13 protein-coding genes are annotated in these 20,683 nt (G+C 44.8%); 9 read left to right on the forward strand and 4 right to left on the reverse strand.

The window, feature by feature from the left end:
- Positions 1-18: 18 nt before the first annotated feature.
- On the reverse strand, positions 19-444 hold the full coding sequence (locus KFF44_RS13135; RefSeq protein WP_255934903.1) for a hypothetical protein: 426 nt from the start codon (positions 442-444) through the stop codon (positions 19-21).
- Positions 445-537: 93 nt separating this feature from the next.
- On the opposite strand from KFF44_RS13135, the gene KFF44_RS13140 reads away from it, so the two are divergent.
- The 6 genes from KFF44_RS13140 (at position 538) to KFF44_RS13165 (ending at position 9,323) form a co-directional block, all read left to right on the forward strand.
- Entirely contained in the window at positions 538-1,326 is a 789-nt protein-coding gene (locus tag KFF44_RS13140; protein ID WP_255934904.1) for a VOC family protein, read from the forward strand.
- Between the two features lie 166 nt (positions 1,327-1,492).
- Complete coding sequence (locus KFF44_RS13145; protein WP_255934905.1) at positions 1,493-2,389, forward strand: carbon-nitrogen hydrolase family protein; 897 nt, start codon at positions 1,493-1,495, stop codon at positions 2,387-2,389.
- An 84-nt stretch (positions 2,390-2,473) separates the two neighbouring features.
- Positions 2,474-5,263 carry an aminotransferase class I/II-fold pyridoxal phosphate-dependent enzyme gene (locus KFF44_RS13150; protein WP_255934906.1) on the forward strand — a complete coding sequence of 930 codons (2,790 nt, stop codon included), beginning with the start codon at positions 2,474-2,476 and terminating at the stop codon, positions 5,261-5,263.
- Positions 5,260-6,780, forward strand: a complete 1,521-nt coding sequence (locus KFF44_RS13155) for a biotin carboxylase (RefSeq protein WP_255934908.1) — start codon at positions 5,260-5,262, stop codon at positions 6,778-6,780. Before KFF44_RS13150 ends, KFF44_RS13155 begins: the two co-directional genes overlap by 4 nt.
- A 46-nt stretch (positions 6,781-6,826) precedes the next feature.
- Complete coding sequence (locus KFF44_RS13160) at positions 6,827-7,840, forward strand: C45 family autoproteolytic acyltransferase/hydolase (protein WP_255934909.1); 1,014 nt, start codon at positions 6,827-6,829, stop codon at positions 7,838-7,840.
- Between the two features lie 31 nt (positions 7,841-7,871).
- Positions 7,872-9,323, forward strand: coding sequence for an NAD-dependent succinate-semialdehyde dehydrogenase (locus KFF44_RS13165; protein WP_255934911.1), 1,452 nt, complete (start codon positions 7,872-7,874; stop codon positions 9,321-9,323).
- 66 nt (positions 9,324-9,389) lie between these two features.
- Here the strand turns inward: KFF44_RS13165 and KFF44_RS13170 are convergent, their stop codons facing one another.
- The 3 genes from KFF44_RS13170 to KFF44_RS13180 all read right to left on the reverse strand — a co-directional run bounded on the left by KFF44_RS13170 (position 9,390) and on the right by KFF44_RS13180 (position 14,575).
- A complete protein-coding gene (locus tag KFF44_RS13170; protein WP_255934914.1) occupies positions 9,390-12,989 on the reverse strand; it encodes a M1 family aminopeptidase in 3,600 nt (1,199 codons plus the stop codon).
- An 11-nt stretch (positions 12,990-13,000) separates the two neighbouring features.
- Complete coding sequence (locus KFF44_RS13175; RefSeq protein ID WP_255934916.1) at positions 13,001-13,897, reverse strand: ABC transporter ATP-binding protein; 897 nt, start codon at positions 13,895-13,897, stop codon at positions 13,001-13,003.
- A gap of 186 nt (positions 13,898-14,083) precedes the next feature.
- A complete protein-coding gene (locus KFF44_RS13180) occupies positions 14,084-14,575 on the reverse strand; it encodes an MOSC domain-containing protein (protein WP_255934918.1) in 492 nt (163 codons plus the stop codon).
- Positions 14,576-14,815: 240 nt separating this feature from the next.
- Here KFF44_RS13180 and KFF44_RS13185 point away from each other — a divergent pair, with 240 nt between their 5' ends.
- From KFF44_RS13185 to KFF44_RS13195, 3 genes are all read left to right on the forward strand, one after another.
- Complete coding sequence (locus KFF44_RS13185; protein WP_255934930.1) at positions 14,816-16,072, forward strand: saccharopine dehydrogenase family protein; 1,257 nt, start codon at positions 14,816-14,818, stop codon at positions 16,070-16,072.
- Positions 16,069-17,214, forward strand: coding sequence for a hypothetical protein (locus KFF44_RS13190; protein WP_255934932.1), 1,146 nt, complete (start codon positions 16,069-16,071; stop codon positions 17,212-17,214). The genes KFF44_RS13185 and KFF44_RS13190 overlap by 4 nt, the downstream gene beginning before the upstream one ends.
- Before the next feature lie 137 nt (positions 17,215-17,351).
- Positions 17,352-20,606 (forward strand): glycosyl hydrolase, encoded by a 3,255-nt coding sequence (locus KFF44_RS13195; protein WP_255934934.1) that lies wholly within the window; start codon positions 17,352-17,354, stop codon positions 20,604-20,606.
- The last annotated feature ends 77 nt before the right edge of the window (positions 20,607-20,683 follow it).

Below are 20,683 nucleotides of genomic sequence, written 5' to 3' on the forward strand. Positions count from 1 at the left end.
CCTGTTTCAAAGGGTACTTTACTTTAAACTGAACTTGGATTTTTCAATTGGCGCAAGCTCGTCTGTATGGCTGGCATCCAAATCCCCAGCGATTGCCGTCCCATCAGACGCTCCTTCATCAATTGTATGGATTGCCTCGAGGTCATTACGTGTCCACCAATACCAGAAGCCTTGACTACGGAGCCATTTTTCAGCCCGGTCCAGATCATTCCATTCACGGCCAAGGCCGCGTGCGCTATTTACTCTCGCTAATTGGCCATCAACGTATACCAAAATTCCCCACGCAAAAGGATGACGAGTTTGATCACCATACCCACCTCCCTTTTGTTGGCGATGTACGCGGTAGACCACAGGAAACTCACCTAACCTGCCTGCTTCACGCAAAAACGGCAAATCAGCCTGTGTAATGGTCATTGTTACACCCAAAGCTACATCTTGATCCATGATGTTGACAAATCCTCAAAAATATACTTATATGCACCAGAGTTTAAACCGTAGTCGATATTGACACCTAACAGCAAAAAGGAGCTGGATGCAATGGCACGCACTACTCAATCGACCACTAAAGCGCAAGCAACAAAAACTGCGCCTAAAACTACAGCAAAGAAAGCTGCGAAAAAACCTTCCAAAGTCGCTAAAAAACAGGCTGTGGAAAAAGCACCTGTTAAAAATGTGAAAGTTGAAAAGCCAGCTAAAGCAAAAGCCACACCGGCAAAAAAGAAGACTACTGCGAAACCTCGTTCAGTTAGCGCGGTTCCAAAAGGCTATCACACAGTTACACCTTCCCTTATTGTTCGCGGCGCAGCAGCAGCGATCGATTTTTACACGAATGTATTTGATGCCAAAGAACTCCGCCGTACATACGCATCCGATGGTATCACTATTGTAAACGCTGTCTTAAAAGTCGGTAATTCCAACATCCACCTGAGTGATGAAATGCCTGCTTATGGTGTATTATCACCAACCAGCATGGGGGCAGCAACAAGCGCTCTTCATGTATATCTGGAAGATGTTGATGCAGTATGGGCGCGTGCTGTGGATTCACTATCTACTGTTATTTTACCCCTTGAAAATGCTTATTGGGGTGAACGAAGCGGTAAATTTATTGACCCATTTGGTCAAGTTTGGACTGTTTCAAAGAAAATTGAAAACTTGTCTGACGGTGAAATAGCCGATCGTTATCAAGCGTTAACAGCCGAAGTTTCTGCTGAAGTAGAAGCAAATAGTGACAATGATGAAATCGTACCGATTGTCGATATTTCAGAAGCTATCGCTAAAGAGGCACAAAAAGCTGAAGCAGAGGCCCCTGCTACACTGGCAAGCTAGTATAAGCATACTGTTTGCCCTTCAATGAGGGTTTACTCAAATATAGCGTCTCTATAAAAACTATAATCGACCTATATCTAGATTGAATAACCTCATATAACTTTTGAAAGGGCGCGTCGGCGCCTTTTTTTGTACTGTGCGTAATATTGAGAGAAAGATTTATTGTATGCGACCGTTTTCTATCGCCGGAATCCAGATGTATGTATCAGCAACAGAAGAGAATGTTGCGCATATGGAACAACGTGCCGAACTGGCCTTAACTAGATTTCCATGGCTCGACATGCTGGTTTTTAGTGAGTTATCCCCGCACGGTCCCTTAATAAGCCATCACCCAAAATCATTAACTGATACTATTCAGCGCTTTCAGGATTTGGCCGCGAGGCTGAATGTTTGGCTAATACCCGGGTCAATGTTCGAGCACCGCGAAACAGGAATTTATAATACTTCCGTTGTTATAGACCCGCTCGGAAATATTGTTGGCAAATATGACAAAATGTTCCCGTTCATGCCTTATGAAACAGGCGTAACCGGCGGTGACCAATTTTTGGTTTTTGACGTTCCTGAAATTGGTCGCTTTGGCCTTTCTATCTGTTACGATATCTGGTTCCCGGAAACCACCCGCACTTTGGCGGCCATGGGTGCCGAGGTACTGATCCACCCTGTATTAACAGGGACAACGGACAGAGATGTTGAACTGGCAATAGCGAGGGCAACAGCCGCTCAATTCCAATGTTATGTAGTTGACATTAACGGTATCGGCGCCGGCGGCATTGGTCGCTCATGTATCGTAGGGCCAGGTGGTGACATGGTATACGAAGCGCGTGGAAACGAAGAAATTATCCCAATAGAAATTGATTTGGACCTGGTTCGCAGGCAACGGGCACAAGGCCAAAATGGACTGGGACAAGTGCTTAAAAGCTTCCGAGACCGGAACGTAGATTTCAAAGTTTATGATAATGCACAATTTGATCATTCATATCACGATGGTTTAGGTGGCTTGAACATGCCTACTCGCAATATTCATACACCCGCGATACCTGGGCAATCCGCAAATGAAAATTAACAAATATTATAAATTGCTTGGCAACATTTGAGGGAATGGTGTTAGGCTAAAATACGTTTAAAGTCAGATCGGGGAAACGGGGATATGACTTCTTCGGAAGAGAAACAAAACAAGCGCAAGCTCGTCAGTGAATATTATAACGCATCGCAATTCCGGATCGATACCTGGAATAAACTTAAATCCACGACACACCAATTAGCTGCCATGGATACCCCCTCAGAAAAATTGAGGGAAAAAGTACGCCAACTCATTGAATATCTTGCGCCTGTAGAAATATATTGGGCTTTTCCTGGTCCACAAATTGTTGAAGAGTTAATCCGAGACGAAAAAGTCGCTGATTTTAAGATACTCGCCCGCAAGGTATCCCGCATTGCGACAGCACTTCTAAGCGGCGAATACCGACGAAAACATATAAAACTGGATGCCTTAACCGATCAGGATATCGTTGAAAGCTCGTCAGAAGATCCGGGTGGTTATGCTGATTTCGAGCGAGCAAGGTCTAGACCATATTTTGAAGTTTTAATTGTTGATAGCTTCAATATAAACAAACGCGAAAGCCAGCGTGAAGCCTTACGGTCCATGAGGCGCGATGAAGACCGCTTCACTTATTCACCCGTTTTTGTTCCGAGCCTGGATGACGCATTAATTGCAGTTTCCTTAAACCATAATATCCAATCGGTAATCATTCGATTTGGTTTTGATCTGCATTCAGAAAACGATATGCCTGTTTTAAACAGATACATCAAACGGGCCCGCAGTGAAGATATTGAAGAAGCTGATCGAAGCGATTATGGCAGTATTCTCGCAGATACGCTCGCTCATATTCGCCCAGAACTTGATTTATTTCTGGTGACAGATCAATCCGTTGAAGAGGTGGCGGGTACAGTTGGTAATACTTGCAGACGCGTCTTTTATGGTAGCGAAGACTTCTTCGAGTTACATTTGAATATCCTGCGTGGGATCGAAGACCGATACAAAACACCGTTTTTCACAGCCCTAAAAGACTATTCCGCGAAACCCACGGGCGTGTTTCATGCCTTACCGATTTCTCGCGGAAAATCCATTATCAAGTCACACTGGATTCAGGACATGGGGGAATTCTACGGGCTAAATATTTTCCTCGCTGAAACATCATCCACCTCAGGTGGATTAGACTCGCTACTGGAACCTCATGGTCCAATTAAAGAAGCTCAGGAACTAACGGCACGTGCATTCGGCTCAAAGCAGACGTTTTTTGCAACGAATGGCACCTCAACCTGCAATAAGATTGTCGTCCAATCCCTTGTAAAAAATGGTGACATCGTCTTGATAGATCGGGATTGTCATAAATCCCATCACTATGGAATGGTACTTGCTGGCGCGAATGTTGTTTATTTGGATAGCTATCCCTTAAGCGAATATTCCATGTACGGCGCGGTTCCCCTGCGTTCAATCAAGGAAAAACTGCTTCTCTTGAAAAAGGAAGGCAAACTTGACCGTGTCAAAATGTTGCTCCTTACAAATTGTACGTTTGACGGGATTGTTTATAACGTTCAGCGCGTAATGGAAGAATGCCTTGCGATCAAACCCGACCTTGTCTTTCTTTGGGATGAAGCCTGGTTTGGTTTCGCGCGCTTTGGTCCGACATACAGGCAACGTACCGCAATGTATTCCGCTGGCAGTTTAAGGCGCCGATTGAAATCTGACACGTATGCCGAGGAATACGCCGCATTCCAGGAAACAATGGCTACCATTGATGACGACGATATAGAGGCCATTCTTGATACACGATTGTACCCTGACCCAAATAAAGCAAGAATTAGGGTATACGCGACGCAGTCGACACATAAAACCCTGACAGCGCTTCGGCAAGGTTCCATGATCCATATTTATGATCAGGACTATAAATCAAAAGTTGAAGAACCCTTCCATGAAGCCTTCATGACCCACACTTCAACATCGCCAAATTATCAGATACTTGCATCACTTGATGTTGGCAGACGACAAGTGGAACTTGAAGGTTTTGAGCTGGTTCAAAAACAAGTAGAGATGGCGATGAGGTTGCGTCAGGCAATCAGGAGCCATCCCAAACTTTCAAAATATTTCAGGGTGCTAACCGTTGGGGATATGGTACCCTCAAAATATCGTCAGTCCGGCATTGAAAGCTATTATGAACCCGAACACGGCTGGCCAGATATATGGGATGCATGGGAAGGCGATGAATTTTGCCTGGATGCAACCCGTGTAACGCTTTTCGTAGGCGAAACAGGTATGGACGGAGACACGTTCAAGAATAAAATTCTGATGGATAAATACGGAATTCAGATCAATAAGACATCGCGAAATACCGTACTTTTCATGACCAATATCGGCACGACGCGAAGTTCCGTTGCTTATCTTATTGAAGTTCTTGTCAAGGTTGCTAACGAGATTGAATTACGCCTTGAAGATATGAGCCCTGCTGAAACAAAAATCCATCAATATAACGTAAAATCAATCGTGGAGGATTTACCCCCTCTTCCAGATTTCTCATGTTTTCATGAAGCGTTTAGAGAGGATGCCGCAGGAGAGGTCGCCGAGGGCGATTCCAGATCAGCATTCTTTTTATCTTATGACGCCGATAACTGCGAATATATACGGCTGGATAGCCCAGACCTTGATAAAGCGATCAAGGAAGGTCGTGACGTAGTTTCATCATCTTTTGTTATTCCTTATCCTCCAGGTTTTCCTGTTTTGGTGCCTGGTCAAGTTGTGAGTATGGAAATAATTGAATTTCTTCGCAAATTGGACGTGAAAGAGATTCATGGATATCGCCCTGAACTTGGCTTGCGAATTTTTACGCAAGCTGCACTTGAACAGGAAACCCGTAAGCGTGGAAGTGGAGCATCCTTATGAGTAAGAAAGCTGTTAAATCTGTTGCTAAAAAAGCGAAAAGCAAAAATACCAACAGTAAAAAGAAGACTATTAATACACTTGATACCATGTCGGATATTCGACGGTATTTTCATAGAAACGAACAGCCAATATTTTTTATAAGTGCTACCAATTTTAACTTATTGGGTATTGATGAATGGTGCCGTAACTTCAAATTTATCAGCTATATTGATTGCTTTGATGGTCGGCATCCAAACGTGTTTGTACCAACTGAAACCGAACACCCTGAATTTGAGAGCATTGAAGATATCAATGCTTACTTACTTGAACACAAGGAAGTTGTTGATCTGCTGAAATCTAGCGGAAAACGCCCTAAAGTAGTTTTCTTAATGTTTGACGAACGCGTTGAAAAAATATGTGAGGAATTAGGTGTTGATGTCTGGTTCCCGAAAGCAGCACTTCGAGAACAAATCGATCACAAGATCGAAACTGTCCGTATTGGAAACGCAGCAGGCGTTCCAAGTGTACCAAACATCCTCAGCGAAGTGAAAAGCTGGCAGCATTTGCAAGAAGTATCAAAGTCCTTAGGTGATGATTTAGTGCTTCAATCTGCTTTTGGTGATAGCGGTCATACCACCTTCTTTATCAAGAACGAGCGTGATTTCAAACGTTACGAGCAGAAAATTGTTGGCCAAGGCGAAATCAAAATCATGAAACGCATCCGCAATCGTGGTGCCGCCGTCGAAGCATGCGCGACCAAAGAAGGAACCGTCGTTGGTCCATTAATGACAGAACTCGTTGGCTTTAAACAGCTTACGCCATACCGCGGCGGTTGGTGCGGCAATGAAATTTTTGCCGACGCTTTCGATGAAGATACACGCCAAAAAACAAAGAAATACACCGAGCAGTTTGGCGATCAATTAGTGAAAGAAGGCTACCGTGGGTATTTTGAGGTTGATTATCTAATCGATATCGATGACGGCGAAGTCTACCTGGGTGAATGTAACCCAAGGGTGACCGGTGCAAGCTCCATGACCAATCATGCTGCCTTTGCCCATGCAGATGCCCCTCTATTTCTATTCCATCTACTTGAATTCTCAGGCGTTCCCTTTGAATTAGATGTGGATAAGCTGAATGCACGATGGTCAAATGCAGACAATATTGATGAATGGTGTCAAATGGTCATCAAGCACACTGATGATACCGTTGATATCCTTTCAGAAGCACCTGAAACCGGTATTTGGCGCATGTTACCTGATGGCACTGTGGAGTATGATCGTTTTGACTATCACCGCCGCGCTGTTAACAGTGAAAATGAAGCCTTTTTCTTACGTATCCTGAAACCAGGCGATTATCGCTATGAAGGTGCAGACCTTGGTATTCTGGTTACCCGTGGTCGGGCAATGGGCGAAGGCTTCCGCCTGCGCAAGCGCTCGAAACAATGGGTAGACGGCATTAAAGGTAAATTTAAAGCGAACCCATTACCAACGGCGGAAGCATTGCCCATCAGTAATGAACCTGCTTTTAAAATCATGTAATTTCTCCCTGCCGACAGGCAGGGCGTTACTCTGATAAGAATAATAAATGGACTTAATTTTTGAAAAGGTCTGCGAGGCAGATGCTGGCCCATTGTGGCAAGCACATTTTGCACGCCTATGGCCGGCCTATAAAAAATGGTTTCTCAATGAAGGCATTGGTGCGCGGCAGACCTATTTAGCAGGAGTTCGCGCACTTAAGGCCTACATGCCTGAATTAATGCCAACCTATGACAGGCTTTGCGAACTTGCCGGCGGCGGTGACCTCGCTGCCCGTTTTCTTAGCTTCTATCGACCGCCATTGTATTTATCCGGTTGCTCACAAGCGATCTGGCTAGGCGAAGAACCCATGCTGGTTCGAAACTATGATTATGCCCCTGAATTATCGGACGGCATTATCTGGGACAGTTGCTGGAACGGCAAACGGGTTACAGCTACATCAGATGGGATGTGGGGTGTCGTTGACGGCATGAATGATAGCGGCCTTGCTGTGTCGCTCACGTTTGGTGGTCGCCGCGTTGTTGGCGAAGGTTTCGGGGTGCCCCTAATTCTGCGATATATTCTCGAATTTTGCGAAACTGCGAAAGAGGCTGTGTCCGTTCTGAAGCGTGTGCCATGCCATATGGCATACAATGTGACAGTTGTTGACGAAAACGGACATCATGCAACAGCCTATCTTTCCCCTGATAGGGATATCGTCGTATCTGATACGCGGGTTGCCACCAATCATCAGGAATATGTCGAATGGCACGGTCATGCCAGAGCAACCGCCACAGTAGAGCGGGAGCGTTTTCTGCTTCAGCGACTGACAATGCATGATGAACCCGCAGAAAAATTCATTCGGGCTTTTCTAAAGCCACCTTTATATTCAACAAATTTTTCAAAGGGATTTGGAACACTTTATACGGCTGTGTATTGGCCCAAACAAAAAAAATCGGAAATTAGATGGCCCGGAGAGGTCTGGCGCCACTCTTTTAAGAAACCAAATGCATCAAAACGGCAAATTCGCTATCCAGACACGACAAAATATTCTATTCACGGGTTTAATGACCCACAGGAATGAACCTTGTCATAACTACTGAAAAGAGAACAAGATGAACAAAGATTATTCTTTATTAAAAACCGATGCCTATATTGATGGGGCTTGGGTAAAAGGCGAAGCGTCAAAAAGCTTTGAGGTTTTAAATCCGGCAACCGGTGAACTTATTGCAAATGTCGCGGACCTCGACCGCAACGATACAGCAAAAGCGATTGAAGCTGCAAATGCTGCCTTCCCGGCCTGGCGCGCTAAAACAGCCAAGGAACGTGCTGATCTTTTGAAGGCATTATTTGTCGCCATGAAGGAAAACGCGGAAGAGTTAGCGCAAATCCTAACGGCTGAGTGCGGCAAGCCGATTGCCGAGGCACGCGGTGAAGTTCTCTATGGAGCATCTTTCCTCGAATGGTTCGCGGAGGAAGGCCGCCGCTCATACGGTGATGTTATTCCAACACCAGCAGGCAACAAACGTATTGTTACAACGAAAGAACCTATCGGTGTATGCGGAATGATTACACCTTGGAATTTTCCGAATGCAATGATCACCCGCAAAATAGGCCCTGCCTTAGCCGCTGGGTGTACTGTCGTTTTAAAACCAGCTGCTGAAACACCCTTAAGCGCAACTGCCATCGCGGAACTTGCTGAGCGGGTTGGTTTTCCAAAGGGTGTTTTCAATATTGTCACTTCATCCGATGGGCCAGGTGTCGGGCTTGAGATTTGCGAAAGCCCGATTGTTCGCAAGGTTTCATTCACTGGGTCGACAAACGTTGGGCGTATCCTTATGCGTCAAAGCGCTGACACTATTAAAAAGCTCTCTCTGGAGCTTGGCGGGAACGCACCCTTTATCGTGTTTGATGACGCCGATTTAGACGCAGCCGTTGCAGGCGCGATGGCGTCCAAGTACCGCAATTCCGGTCAGACATGCGTGTGTGCAAACCGATTCCTTGTTCAAGATGGAATATATGATGCGTTTGCAGAAAAATTTGCTGCCGCAGTTGAAGGCCTCAAAGTTGGTAACGGTGCTGACGACGACGTAACACAAGGACCGTTGATTAGTCAGACTGGCCTCGAGAAAGTAAAAGGCCATGTCGCTGATGCGGTTGATAAAGGGGCTAAATTGATCACAGGTGGTCATCCACACGCGTTAGGGCAGACATTTTTTGAGCCAACAATCCTTGGTGACGTCACGGCAGAGATGGCTGTTGCAAAAGAAGAAATCTTTGGCCCTGTTGCTCCCCTATTCCGCTTCAAAACCGAAGAAGAAGCAATCCAGATGGCAAACGATACCGAATTTGGCCTTGCAAGTTATTTCTACAGCCGCGACATTGGCCGCGTATGGCGAGTGGCTGAAGCCCTTGAATATGGAATGGTCGGTATTAACGAGGGGATTCTCTCGACTGAAGTTGCACCATTTGGTGGTGTAAAATCATCAGGCCTTGGCCGCGAGGGTGCTCGTGAAGGCTTAAGCGACTATCTGGAAACAAAATATCTCTGTATGGGTGGAATATAATCCAGATCGTTTTTTGATCCAAAAAAAGGGCGTTATTCCGATAGAGAGTAACGCCCTTTTTCTCATTTATTCTGACGCACTTGCCAGCGTTGTTGTACTAACAGATTTGATATTATCGTTAGAATTTCGATCAACCAGCTTGTTATAAGGGTCAATTCCAACAAATGTTGGTTGCCCGTCGACAATTATTTCAACCGTTTTGGTATCAGAATTGATTTTGTGTTTCTTCATATAGAGAACATTTTCAGAATCAAAATCGCTATCACCTGGGTCAGCTGTAAAGACACCAATATCAATCATATCATCAAGTGTTAGTGCAGTTTCATTGCCTTCATTATCGGCTTCAAACTTCGCAGCATCAATGGTTAACGAAACTTTGAACCTTCCGTCCTCCATTTCAACTACTGTTGCACCTTCCGCTTTAAGATCAAACAAGGTGATACGCTCAAACAGATCTGTAATTAATTGATCATATTCAGGCCCTGCTTCCTCACGAAGAATTCGCAGAAGATCAAGTGATGTTGGATACGGCGTAGACGAAAAGCCAGTTTCCTTGATTAATCGTGACAACGCGCGATTAACCGTCTCTTCGCCCAAATAGTCACGAAGCGCATACATCACAACAGACCCTTTACGATAATGGATATACGCTTGGTTTTCCACGCGGTAGAGCGGTAACTCACCCTCAGGGTCACTTCCACGGTTAGACAGATAATTGTCCAATTCAAACTTGAGGAATTTTCTCATCTGATCTTTGCCGTACTTTTGCTCCATCACAAGAAGCGCACTATATTGAGCAAAGGTTTCAATAAGCATTGTACCGCCTTGTGTATTTGCGGACATCACCTGATGCGCCCACCACTGATGGGCGACCTCGTGCGCGGTTACATAATAAGCAAGGTCAATATCATCTTCACCTGTGATATCCGCAATAAAGCCTATACCTTCAGAATAAGGGATCGTATTTGGAAACGCCTGCGCAAAGCTTCTATAAGCTGGGAATTCCAGAATACGGACCTGTTTATGCTGATATGGACTAAATGCCTTTGAAAAATAGCGCACGCTATCACGGACACTATCGATCATACGCTGCACATTATACGTGTGCGGTGCATGGTGATATACTTCAACATTGATACCATCAAACTCATCACGGACAACTTCATAGTCAGCGGATAGATAAGAATAGAAATTCAAAATCGGTGCATCCATCTTATAGTGGAAATAACGACGACCGTTTGCTTCCCATTCTTTTTCCAAATAGCCAGGCGCAATCGCGGTCTGACTGGCAACTGTAGAAACGGTCGTTTCAAAAGTTACAAAATCACTGTCCTGCCGCAGATAATTGTTACCATGTTGGCTTTCATCTTCCAATTTTGGTGTCCGCGGTAATGGCGGTAGGTCATGCTGCCTCCGGGTATTCCGGTCTTGCAACATCCCCCCTGGGAAGAAACCAATATAGGGTGTAATATCCGCATTATTGATAAATGTACCGTTTCTGACGAGCGTTACACTGTTGCCTGAGTGGGCAAACCCCTTCTGATCGATCAATGTTTCAAACGCTAATGAACGTCTTTCACCTGACTTCATAGGCCGGTCTAGTATGAAAATATAGTAGTTGAAGTCCTTATCCACACTTTCAAGCGATGCTGCTTCCAATTCAACAGCAGGAACCTTCACCCCTCGAGGGAAGACAATATGCACCGTCTCAATGGTTTCCCCGGTTTTATTTTCTAAGACATGGGTTCCACGTGTCTCAATCCGACGTTCATACGGGTATAGATCAACATCAACCTTGACATCAATCGTTCTCGGCATCGGCAAATTTTCATACTGACGGTATTTATTTTCATAGTCCACCGCTAGCTGCTCGCGTTCATCACCCGTTACATAGTCATTGAGAATATTGGTATTATAGAAGATAAACCCGCCACTCCCAACAAAACCAACGAATGCGATAAATGCAAACCCGGCAGCAATAGGTTTTTTAAACGCCCGTAAAGCACGCATACGATACCTAAGTGGCTGTAATGTTCCTCTGTTCCATAGCATGTAGGAAACCATCAGCATTAGAATAGCAAAACATGTCCAATAGAATTGTAGCCAATAATCGCCTTCAATGAAACGGCCGGAGCCATTCAGGTCAGAAAGCGGTGTCGCAATACTTGAACCATAGAAGTAAAGCGGATGCTCAAACCCGAACTGAGATAAAATGATGGATCCGATAAGGTAAACCACCATAAGGATCATACCGACAAACCGGTTTTTCACCAGAACCTGAATGAATACCGATAGTGCTGCGATCAATAAGAACGGATAGACGAAATGCAGAAAACCGCGGTGTAAATAAAGGCCTATTTCAATAGCCGACTGACCATTTAACACCTGCACCGAAATCGCTATAAAAATCCCGATTGCAGCAATAATTGTCAAAACGATAGCGAGTGATGCGAGTTTACTTACGACGAAAACCATACCAGGCACTGGTGTCGCATCAATAATCTCATGAATTCCGTCTTTACGTTCACGCCAAATGATATCAGCACTGTAGAAAATAATGATGACGATAAAGGCTAAATCCAATCCCCGGATACTTTGAACCATTAAACGGGAAACTGGAACTGCGTCCAATCCATATCCAACGCTGCGGTTAAACAAAGCCGTTACAATTATGAATAAACTAAAGAGAACAATGATGTAAAATGGATAACTCTTAAGAACCGAACTAACTTCGAATTTTGTTCTGATAAAAAGCTGTCGCCAATAACCACTTTCCCACGCTGGTGTGATCCGCGGTGCTTGAAGTGTTACAGGCTTCGCCTTTGCTTTTTTGTCACTCTTTTCTTTTGGCAACTTTGCTGGAGCTCTGAAAGAAAACACAGCATAGGAAAGACCAATCAAAACAATCGACGCACCAATCCAAATTAAGCGATTGGTCAACACCACTCCTTCGTAACCCATCAAAAGCGTATTACGTTCTGCCGCAGTCCAGTAGCGTCCAACTTCCTGGAGCGTCCGTGCCATGAACGGGTCAACAATTGCTAGTAGTTCACGGTGTTCCGGCTCCCTAAAGAAACTTAATCCAATGAAATAGAGCATTAACAGCCCCATAGCCCCCAAATACGTATACATTACACTTCGCGACATAACCGTGATCGCAAACATGATTGCGCTCATTGCTAACAAACCAGGCGTAACAAGAGCAAAATACGTATATACATAATGCCCCAAATTAGTTGGAGCCAACGTTTCAGGGTCAATCGAACCAGTCAGCCCGCCCCAAAATGTTCCAACCAACATGCCTAGCGGCATAGCCAATAGGGTTACAAGAAGTGCTCCAAAGGCACCGAAGAACCGGCCAAACAGATAATCGCTTTTTGAAATCGGTGTCGAAAATATAATACCATCCATTTTATGGTCTATATCTTTCAAAACCGCATTCGCAACATACGCCGGCACGAGAAAAATCGAGAAAACACTCATAATCAAAAGCGTTTGCATGATGGCAAACGGACTATTGACCATTACATTTCCGCCACCACCAATTTGAACATTGCTACTGACCATAGCGAAAAATGGTAAAAGGAAGAAAACGGCAAACCCAACTATAGTTTGCGGTGATCTCACCATATATTTGAATTCATAACGGGCAATTTTGAACAGCATAGTCACCCCCATTATGCAGCTACAGAAGCACTGGTTTCATTCCGGCTTCTGTATAAGGTAGCAAAATATACGTCCTCAAGATCAGGTGTAACTGGTTCAAACCCATCACCAGGTTCGTTATCAGCCAGAACATGAATAATGGTTCGTCCGGTCGATAAGTGTGAAGAAATTACGGCATTTTCTTCCTTAAACGTTGCAAGTTCATCCTTGTTGATCGCTTTTTTCCAAATTTTGCCGTCTATTTCCTGCACCAGATCAGCAGGCTTGCCGCCCGTCACGATTTCACCGCCTGCAATAATCACCATATTTGGGCAAAGATCCGCAACATCTTCAACAATATGCGTCGACAAAATTACAACGACATTTTCACCAATCTCAGCAAGTAGGTTATGGAAACGGTTGCGCTCTTCGGGGTCAAGGCCAGCTGTTGGCTCATCAACGATGATTAGCTGCGGGTCCCCAATTAAAGCTTGTGCGATACCAAATCGTTGCCTCATCCCCCCAGAAAAGGTTTTAATTTTCTTCTTTCGAACATCAAATAGATTTGTTTGATATAACAATCCTTCAACAACCTCTTTTCGTTCTTTACTGTTATTAATCCCTTTCAAAATTGCCATATGATCAAGCATATCATAGGCTGTCACACGTGGATAAACACCAAAGTCTTGAGGCAAATACCCTAATATCCTCCGCAGGCTATCAGGATCTTGAAGGGTATTAACGCCGTCAAATGTTATCGTGCCTTCCGTTGGTTGCTGAAGCGTTGCAATTGTGCGCATCAGACTGGACTTTCCTGCGCCATTTGGCCCCAACAATCCAAACATTCCTTTTGGAATCTCAAGATTGATATTATTGAGTGCACGAACGCCATTTGGATAAGTGTGGCTTAAACCTTTAATCGATAACATTGACGAATTCTCCCCGGTAAATATATCAATCTGATATAGTGATTATTTTCAAAAATCAAGCGTATGAATCGTAGAAATAATTTACATGATGAAATTTTTTATATTTATCATATACTTATATACAGAACCTCCTAAACTTCGGTAGATAGTGAAGATAAAGAATAGATTTCGTCACAGCACAGTGGATCAATCAACTAGCCCGTTAAATTCAAGCAATGTGACCGACGACCCAATCTCAACGGCCCCTTCTTCGGCAACTTCTGCGGTTATTCCACCATGACCACGAACTGCATTGAACCCTCCATGGCCAAATACTTGCTCCATGTAACTACACGGCGCGCACAAACCGGATACTTTCAGAACCGATGTTCCAATTTGGATTGTATGCCGCCGCAGGCCAAGAATGTTAATACCTGAAACGGCTATATTCCGTCTAAGCAACTCCGGCTCCACACGTGCCCGTCCCGTAAGCGACGCAATCACCGGAAGATGTTCCCATTGAATGAGTGTCACAGCCCGTTTGCCGGGGTTTTCCCTGTAATCGCCTTCAAGGCCGTTAAAATGTATGTTTGCGCTCTCAACGCTAATCATTTCAGCTTTTTTCGCTGAACGCAGCCCAATCCATTCAATTTTTCCATCATTTGAATGGTTTCGCATCATCTCTTGCATTTTTGACATTATTTCGTTCCTAACAACTGATTTAACCTAACTTCTGACACTCAGAGCAGAAGCCCGTCAAGCAGGCACACCATCATTTAATCTTGAAAGTTATCAAAATTTGTGTGCGAAATTGATAGAAAATCGCATTGAAAAAGTATAATAACACCGCCAAATCATATGAATTCTGAGCAAGTGGACCAAACCCATCATCAGATAAAGTTTTTAAGGGTGCTGACAGCACGCAAAAGGACAAGATAAATGACACTGACCGAATTAACCAATGGCACTATTTACATTATTGGCACAGGTGAAGTCGCTAAAGCGGCTCTTTACAAACTCGTAAAACTATACCCGAACCAATCGATCACTGTTGTTGCCTCAAACCGGTCAGGTGGTCTTAACCTTCTCGCAGAGAATATCTCAAATGACCTAGGCGCCGCTCATATTGGCTTTAAGCAAATCGACATTTATAGTGATGCAGAAACCCTAACCAGCCTCATCGCTTCAACTGCTGGCTCAATTCCACAAGTGCTTTTTAATCTTGGGTCACCTTATCTCGATATGATTTTGATGCAAATTGCCCTCGATACAGGATGCCACTATGTGGACACAGCGTGTTTTGAGGAATTAAATACCAAGGGCTTTAGTTACAAAGAGCAGCTTGCGCTTGCGCCTAAATTTGAAAGTCAAGGCCTTAAGGCCATTCTGGGCGCTGGCGGCTCTCCAGGCATTACAAATCTGCTGACGCGGTTCCACGATGAACACCGTCCGTGCGAAAGCGTTAAGATTTTTGATTACAATGGTGGCTCTCAAAACAAATACCCATGGGCAACAAATTTTGCTGCCGAAGACAACCTGAAAGAACTTGATAACCCGGCAAAATTCCTTCGCGGCGGCGAATGGATTGAGGTTCCTGCCTTCTCAGAGCGTTTCCACATGAATGATCCGCTCAAGATTAATGATACAACAAATGTTGGGTTCAATACTATTTACCACGAAGAGCAAGAAACCATCAATATGGTGTTCCCCCATATCAAAGACATCTATAATTATATGAGCTTCGGGGACGATTATATCAAATATTTCAAGTTGTTTAGAGACCTTGGCCTTATGGGCATTGATCCCGTTTCTGACGGGCAAGGCGGTGAGATCATCCCAATTCGTTTTCTGGCCTCTTTGATGCCGCATCCACGTGATGTTGCCCCCCTTGTAAAGGGCCCTGCCGGTATGCGTGTCGAGACGACAGGCGCCGACAAGAATAGTGATACATTGATCAGTGTTTGGCGCATGCTACATGAAAACTGTTATGAAGATACAAAAACAGGAGCCGTCGCCTGGAGTACCGGAGTGCCTGCATGCCTGTTCATGGATGCTATGCTACAGTTTGACGGTGCAGGTGTCTTTGTGCCGGAAAATTTACCAAACCTGAATTTTGAGCTGTTTACAAAACTATCTGATGTCTACGGCCTGGAAGTAGAGAGTTTTCTCGATAACGATACAAAGGTTTCATTGTGACAGACCTCTTAGCCCCAAAAAGGCCAACGCATATTTTCGATGAAGCCCGGTTTGAAAAGAACCTTCAGGAATTATATGCGTTTAAGGAAACTTGCGGATTGAAAATCCTCTTGGCGCTAAAAGGCTATAATCCGATCCATTCTTCTGAACTTGTTAGTAAATATCTTGACGGAGTTGCCGCCTCATCGCTTAACGAGGCAAGATCTTCGGCAGAAAATTATGATGGTGAAATTCATACCTACTGCCCCGCATATGACGACGATACATTTGACGAAATCATAAAGCACAGCAGCCACATTGTTTTTAATTCACATCAGGATTTACGGCGGTTTGCAAGCCGTGTTCCTGACGATATCAAGATTGATATTCGCCTAAACCTTGAACATACCGATATGGAAACAGACGTGTTTGATGGATACAATCCAAACAAACCGTTCGCCAGATTTGGTATAACAGCCGCGGAATTTCAGGCGGACGATATCGAAAAATTTGGAGTTACGGGTATTCACTTTCATGCACTCTGCTCTCAGGGTGCAGAAGACCTCAAGCGTTGCGTTGAAACCTTAGAAGCAAATTATCCAAATTTACTCCACAAGATCAAACGCATAAACATGGGTGGCGGGCATTTAGTTTGCCGTGACGGGTATAATTATGACCTGTTGGGCTCCATTGTGAAATATCTGAAGTCAACCTACGATATTGAAGTGTACATAGAACCCAGTGAACATGTTTACGCTGGCGTAGGCGTTTTGAAAGCACGTGTTTTATCGATCATTCAAAACCAAGTTCCAATCGCAATTTTGAATGTCAGCGCTAAAAATCATATGCCTGATGTGATGGAAAGCCCTGATTATAATGTGGAAATAGAAGAAGGAACGTTTGGTCGGGACCGCGATACTCACACGTATATACTGGGCGGAAACACCTGCCTTACAGGTGATGTAATTGGTGACTATAGCTTTCCAACAGAACTTAATGTTGGGGATACTATTACCTTTATAGACCAAACGGCGTACACGCTCGTTCAATGTCATCATTTTAATGGTGTAGCACAACCTGATTTAGTCATTTTGGATACCGAAGGACAAATCAAGTTAACTCGCCTAGATACATATGAGCGTTACCTGACAACAGTTGCGTAAAATCAGCTATCAACTTCTAATGCACTCGCTACAGTCACGCTTTACACCCTAAGCGTCCACAGTTATGGTATAACAGATTTGAAGTGGGCGGGGTCTTTTATACCCATTGATTTTAACACCATTAGGGAGCAAGTCAGATGGCTGGTCGGCTATTTGTGGCAATTTTTGCCATATTCACATTCATTATATCCGGGGCTTATGCCCAAGATGATATTTCATTAAATGGGCTCAAATTTCGGTCCTTAGGGCCGGCTGTCACCTCTGGCCGTATCGCGGATTTTGCCTTTCATCCTGATGATAAATCAACCTTTTATGTAGGTACTGCATCTGGCGGTCTATGGAAGACAACAAACAATGGCAACACCTGGAAATCGATTTTCGACGGCCAAGCCTCATTTTCAATCGGTGTTGTAACGCTCGACCCAAAAAACCCCAATATCGTATGGGTTGGAACCGGTGAAAATAACTCACAGCGTTCTGTGGCGTACGGTGACGGTGTTTATAAATCACTTGATGGCGGCAAAACATGGAAACACATGGGACTGAAAACCTCAGAGCATATTGGTTCCATCCTAATCGATCCACGCGATAGCAATACTGTTTTTGTTGCGGCTCAAGGGCCACTATGGAACTCAGGCGGTGAACGTGGCCTCTATAAAACAACGGATGGAGGCACTTCATGGGAACGTGTTCTCGATATTGATGAACATACAGGCATCAATGAGGTTGTCATGGATCAAGATAATCCTGATATTCTGATTGCATCATCATATCAACGCCAACGCCGCGTATGGACACTGATCAATGGCGGGCCAGGATCTGCCATCCACAAATCAACAGATGGTGGCAAAAGCTGGAAAAAAGTGACAAGGGGCCTACCATCCGCAGAGGTTGGGCGTATCGGCCTTGCGACAGCGCCGTCCGTACCAGGAATGGTCTATGCTCTTATTGAAGGCAAAGGTTCAGCGCGCGGTCTTTACCGTTCAACCGATTACGGCGAAAGCTGGGAAAAACGATCTGGTTATGGAACATCCAGCCCTCAATATTATAACGAGATTTTTGTTGACCCCTCAAACGCGGACCGAATTTATGCTGTCGATACATTCAGTCGTATTTCCGAGGATGGCGGGAAAAGCTTCTCACGTCTTGGTGTTGCACACAGACATGTTGATGATCATGCAATCTGGATTGACCCTGATAATTCAAATCATATCTATATCGGCGGTGATGGCGGGGTATACGAAAGCCATGACAAGGGGGCGAACTGGCGCTTTATTGATAACCTGCCACTCGCACAGTTCTACCGCGTAACAGCAGATAACGCAGAGCCGTTTTATCATGTTTATGGTGGGACGCAGGATAATGCGACTTATGGTGCACCGTCCCAAACCGTTAGTCAGCATGGTATCACCAATGCAGACTGGTACATCACAATTTTTGGCGATGGTTTCCAACCTCGTGTTGACCCAACGAACCCAGATACAGTTTATGCCGAGTTCCAATATGGTGGCTTGGCACGATTTGACAAGAAAACTGGCGAAATCGTTTATATCGCTCCACAACCTGAAAATGAAGAAGATCAACTCAGATGGAACTGGAACACACCACTTTTGATCTCACCTCATAACCCTGCGACATTATATTATGGTGCAGAGAAACTATTCAGGTCTGATGACCGGGGTAATACTTGGCGTGCAATTTCGGGCGACCTTTCCAGAGGGTTAGACCGTAATGCGATAGAGATAATGGGCCGTGTGTGGAGCGCCGATAGTATTGCAAAAAATGCTTCGACTTCACTTTATGGTAGTTTGGTTGCCGTGGATGAAAGCCCACTGAAAGAAGGAAAACTGATTGCAGGAACCGATGACGGCCTCGTGCACATCACCGAAGACGGCGGCACTAACTGGCGCAAGATCGAGAGCATCAAAGGTATTCCTGATCAAGGTTTGGTTCACGAAGTATTGGCGTCACGACACGACGTAGACACGCTTTATGTTGTTGTTGACCTTCACAAGGTTGGTGATTTTAAACCTTACATCGCCAAATCAACCAACAATGGCAGATCATGGAAGGTAATAACCAAAGGCCTCCCGGAGCGCGGACAAGCGCACACAATTGTTGAAGACCACATAGACCCCAGCCTATTGTTTGCAGGCACAGAGTTTGGTGTTTTCGTAAGCCAGGACGGCGGACAAAACTGGAAACAAATGAAAGGTGACATGCCAACAATTTCTGTTCGTGATTTGGATATTCAACGCCGTGAAAACGATTTGATCGTGGGTACATTTGGCCGCGGAATTTATATTCTGGACGATTACTCACCACTCAGGTCAAATGGCAGCGACCTCGCGACAACTGATGCAACGCTCTTGCCTGCTGAAGACGGCCAAATCTACATTGAACGTCGTAGCTGGGGTGTTGGCCGTAAAGGCTTCCAGGGTGCGGGTTTCTATTCTGCTGATAACCCGCCTTACGGTGTTACCTTCACCTATTATTTAAGCGAAGGGCTAACAACCGCAAAACAGGATCGCCAAAAAGCGGAAAAAGACAAAATTAAAAAAGGCGAGGACACCCCATATCCAAGTTGGGATGCACTTGAAGCAGAGTCACGCGAAGAAAAACCAACCATTATTCTAACGATTAAAGATCGGGATGGAAATGTGGTTCGCCGGATCACTGGTCCAACAAGCAAAGGTTTCCATCGTGTCACGTGGGATATGCATTTACCGCTTTCAACCCCGATTTCACTTAATGATCCACAAGCTGGACCCTTTGGGCCAGCACCGCGCGGGCCATTTGCTCTACCGGGTGACTATACCGTATCTTTATCGAAACGACATAAAGGTGCAGTAACCGATCTGAGCACACCGCAATCATTCAAGATTGGACGATTATACGAAGGTACATTTGAAGCCGATAACCTAAAAACAGTTCAAGATTTTGAATTAAAAACCGCACGTCTCCAACGCGCTGTAAGCGCGGCCGTTCGTGCACATGGTGAAATGGCTGAACGCATTCAGTATATTAAGAGGGCAATACTATTGACGCCTAGCCTTGATGGAGACATGCGAGCTCGCATAGATAGCCTTCACACCAGAATGCTCGACTTACGGCAGAAGCTGACTGGTCGCCTTGTTCAGTCGCGTTTTAATGAACCAGCGCCTTGGTCTATCAGTCAACGGGTAAACTCGATTATCGGTGGCCACTGGGGCTCTTTCTCTGCGATTACATCAACCCACGCTCGGGCCTATGATTTAGCGGCAGAGGCATTTGCTCCGGCACTTCAAGAGTTAAAAGCTATCAGAAGTGAAATCGAAAAACTGGAAAACGAACTTGAAGATCGTTTGACGCCGTGGACGCCGGGCCGAATACCGAATTGGTCTGCTGAGTAGGGAAATTCAGACTCAAAGCTAAGATGAAAAAGGGAGGTACTTACCTCCCTTTTTTAATCCTTAAAGAGGAAATTGAA

Origin of the sequence: Kordiimonas sp. SCSIO 12610, from assembly GCF_024398015.1 — a bacterium.
GTDB lineage: Bacteria > Pseudomonadota > Alphaproteobacteria > Sphingomonadales > Kordiimonadaceae > CANLMI01.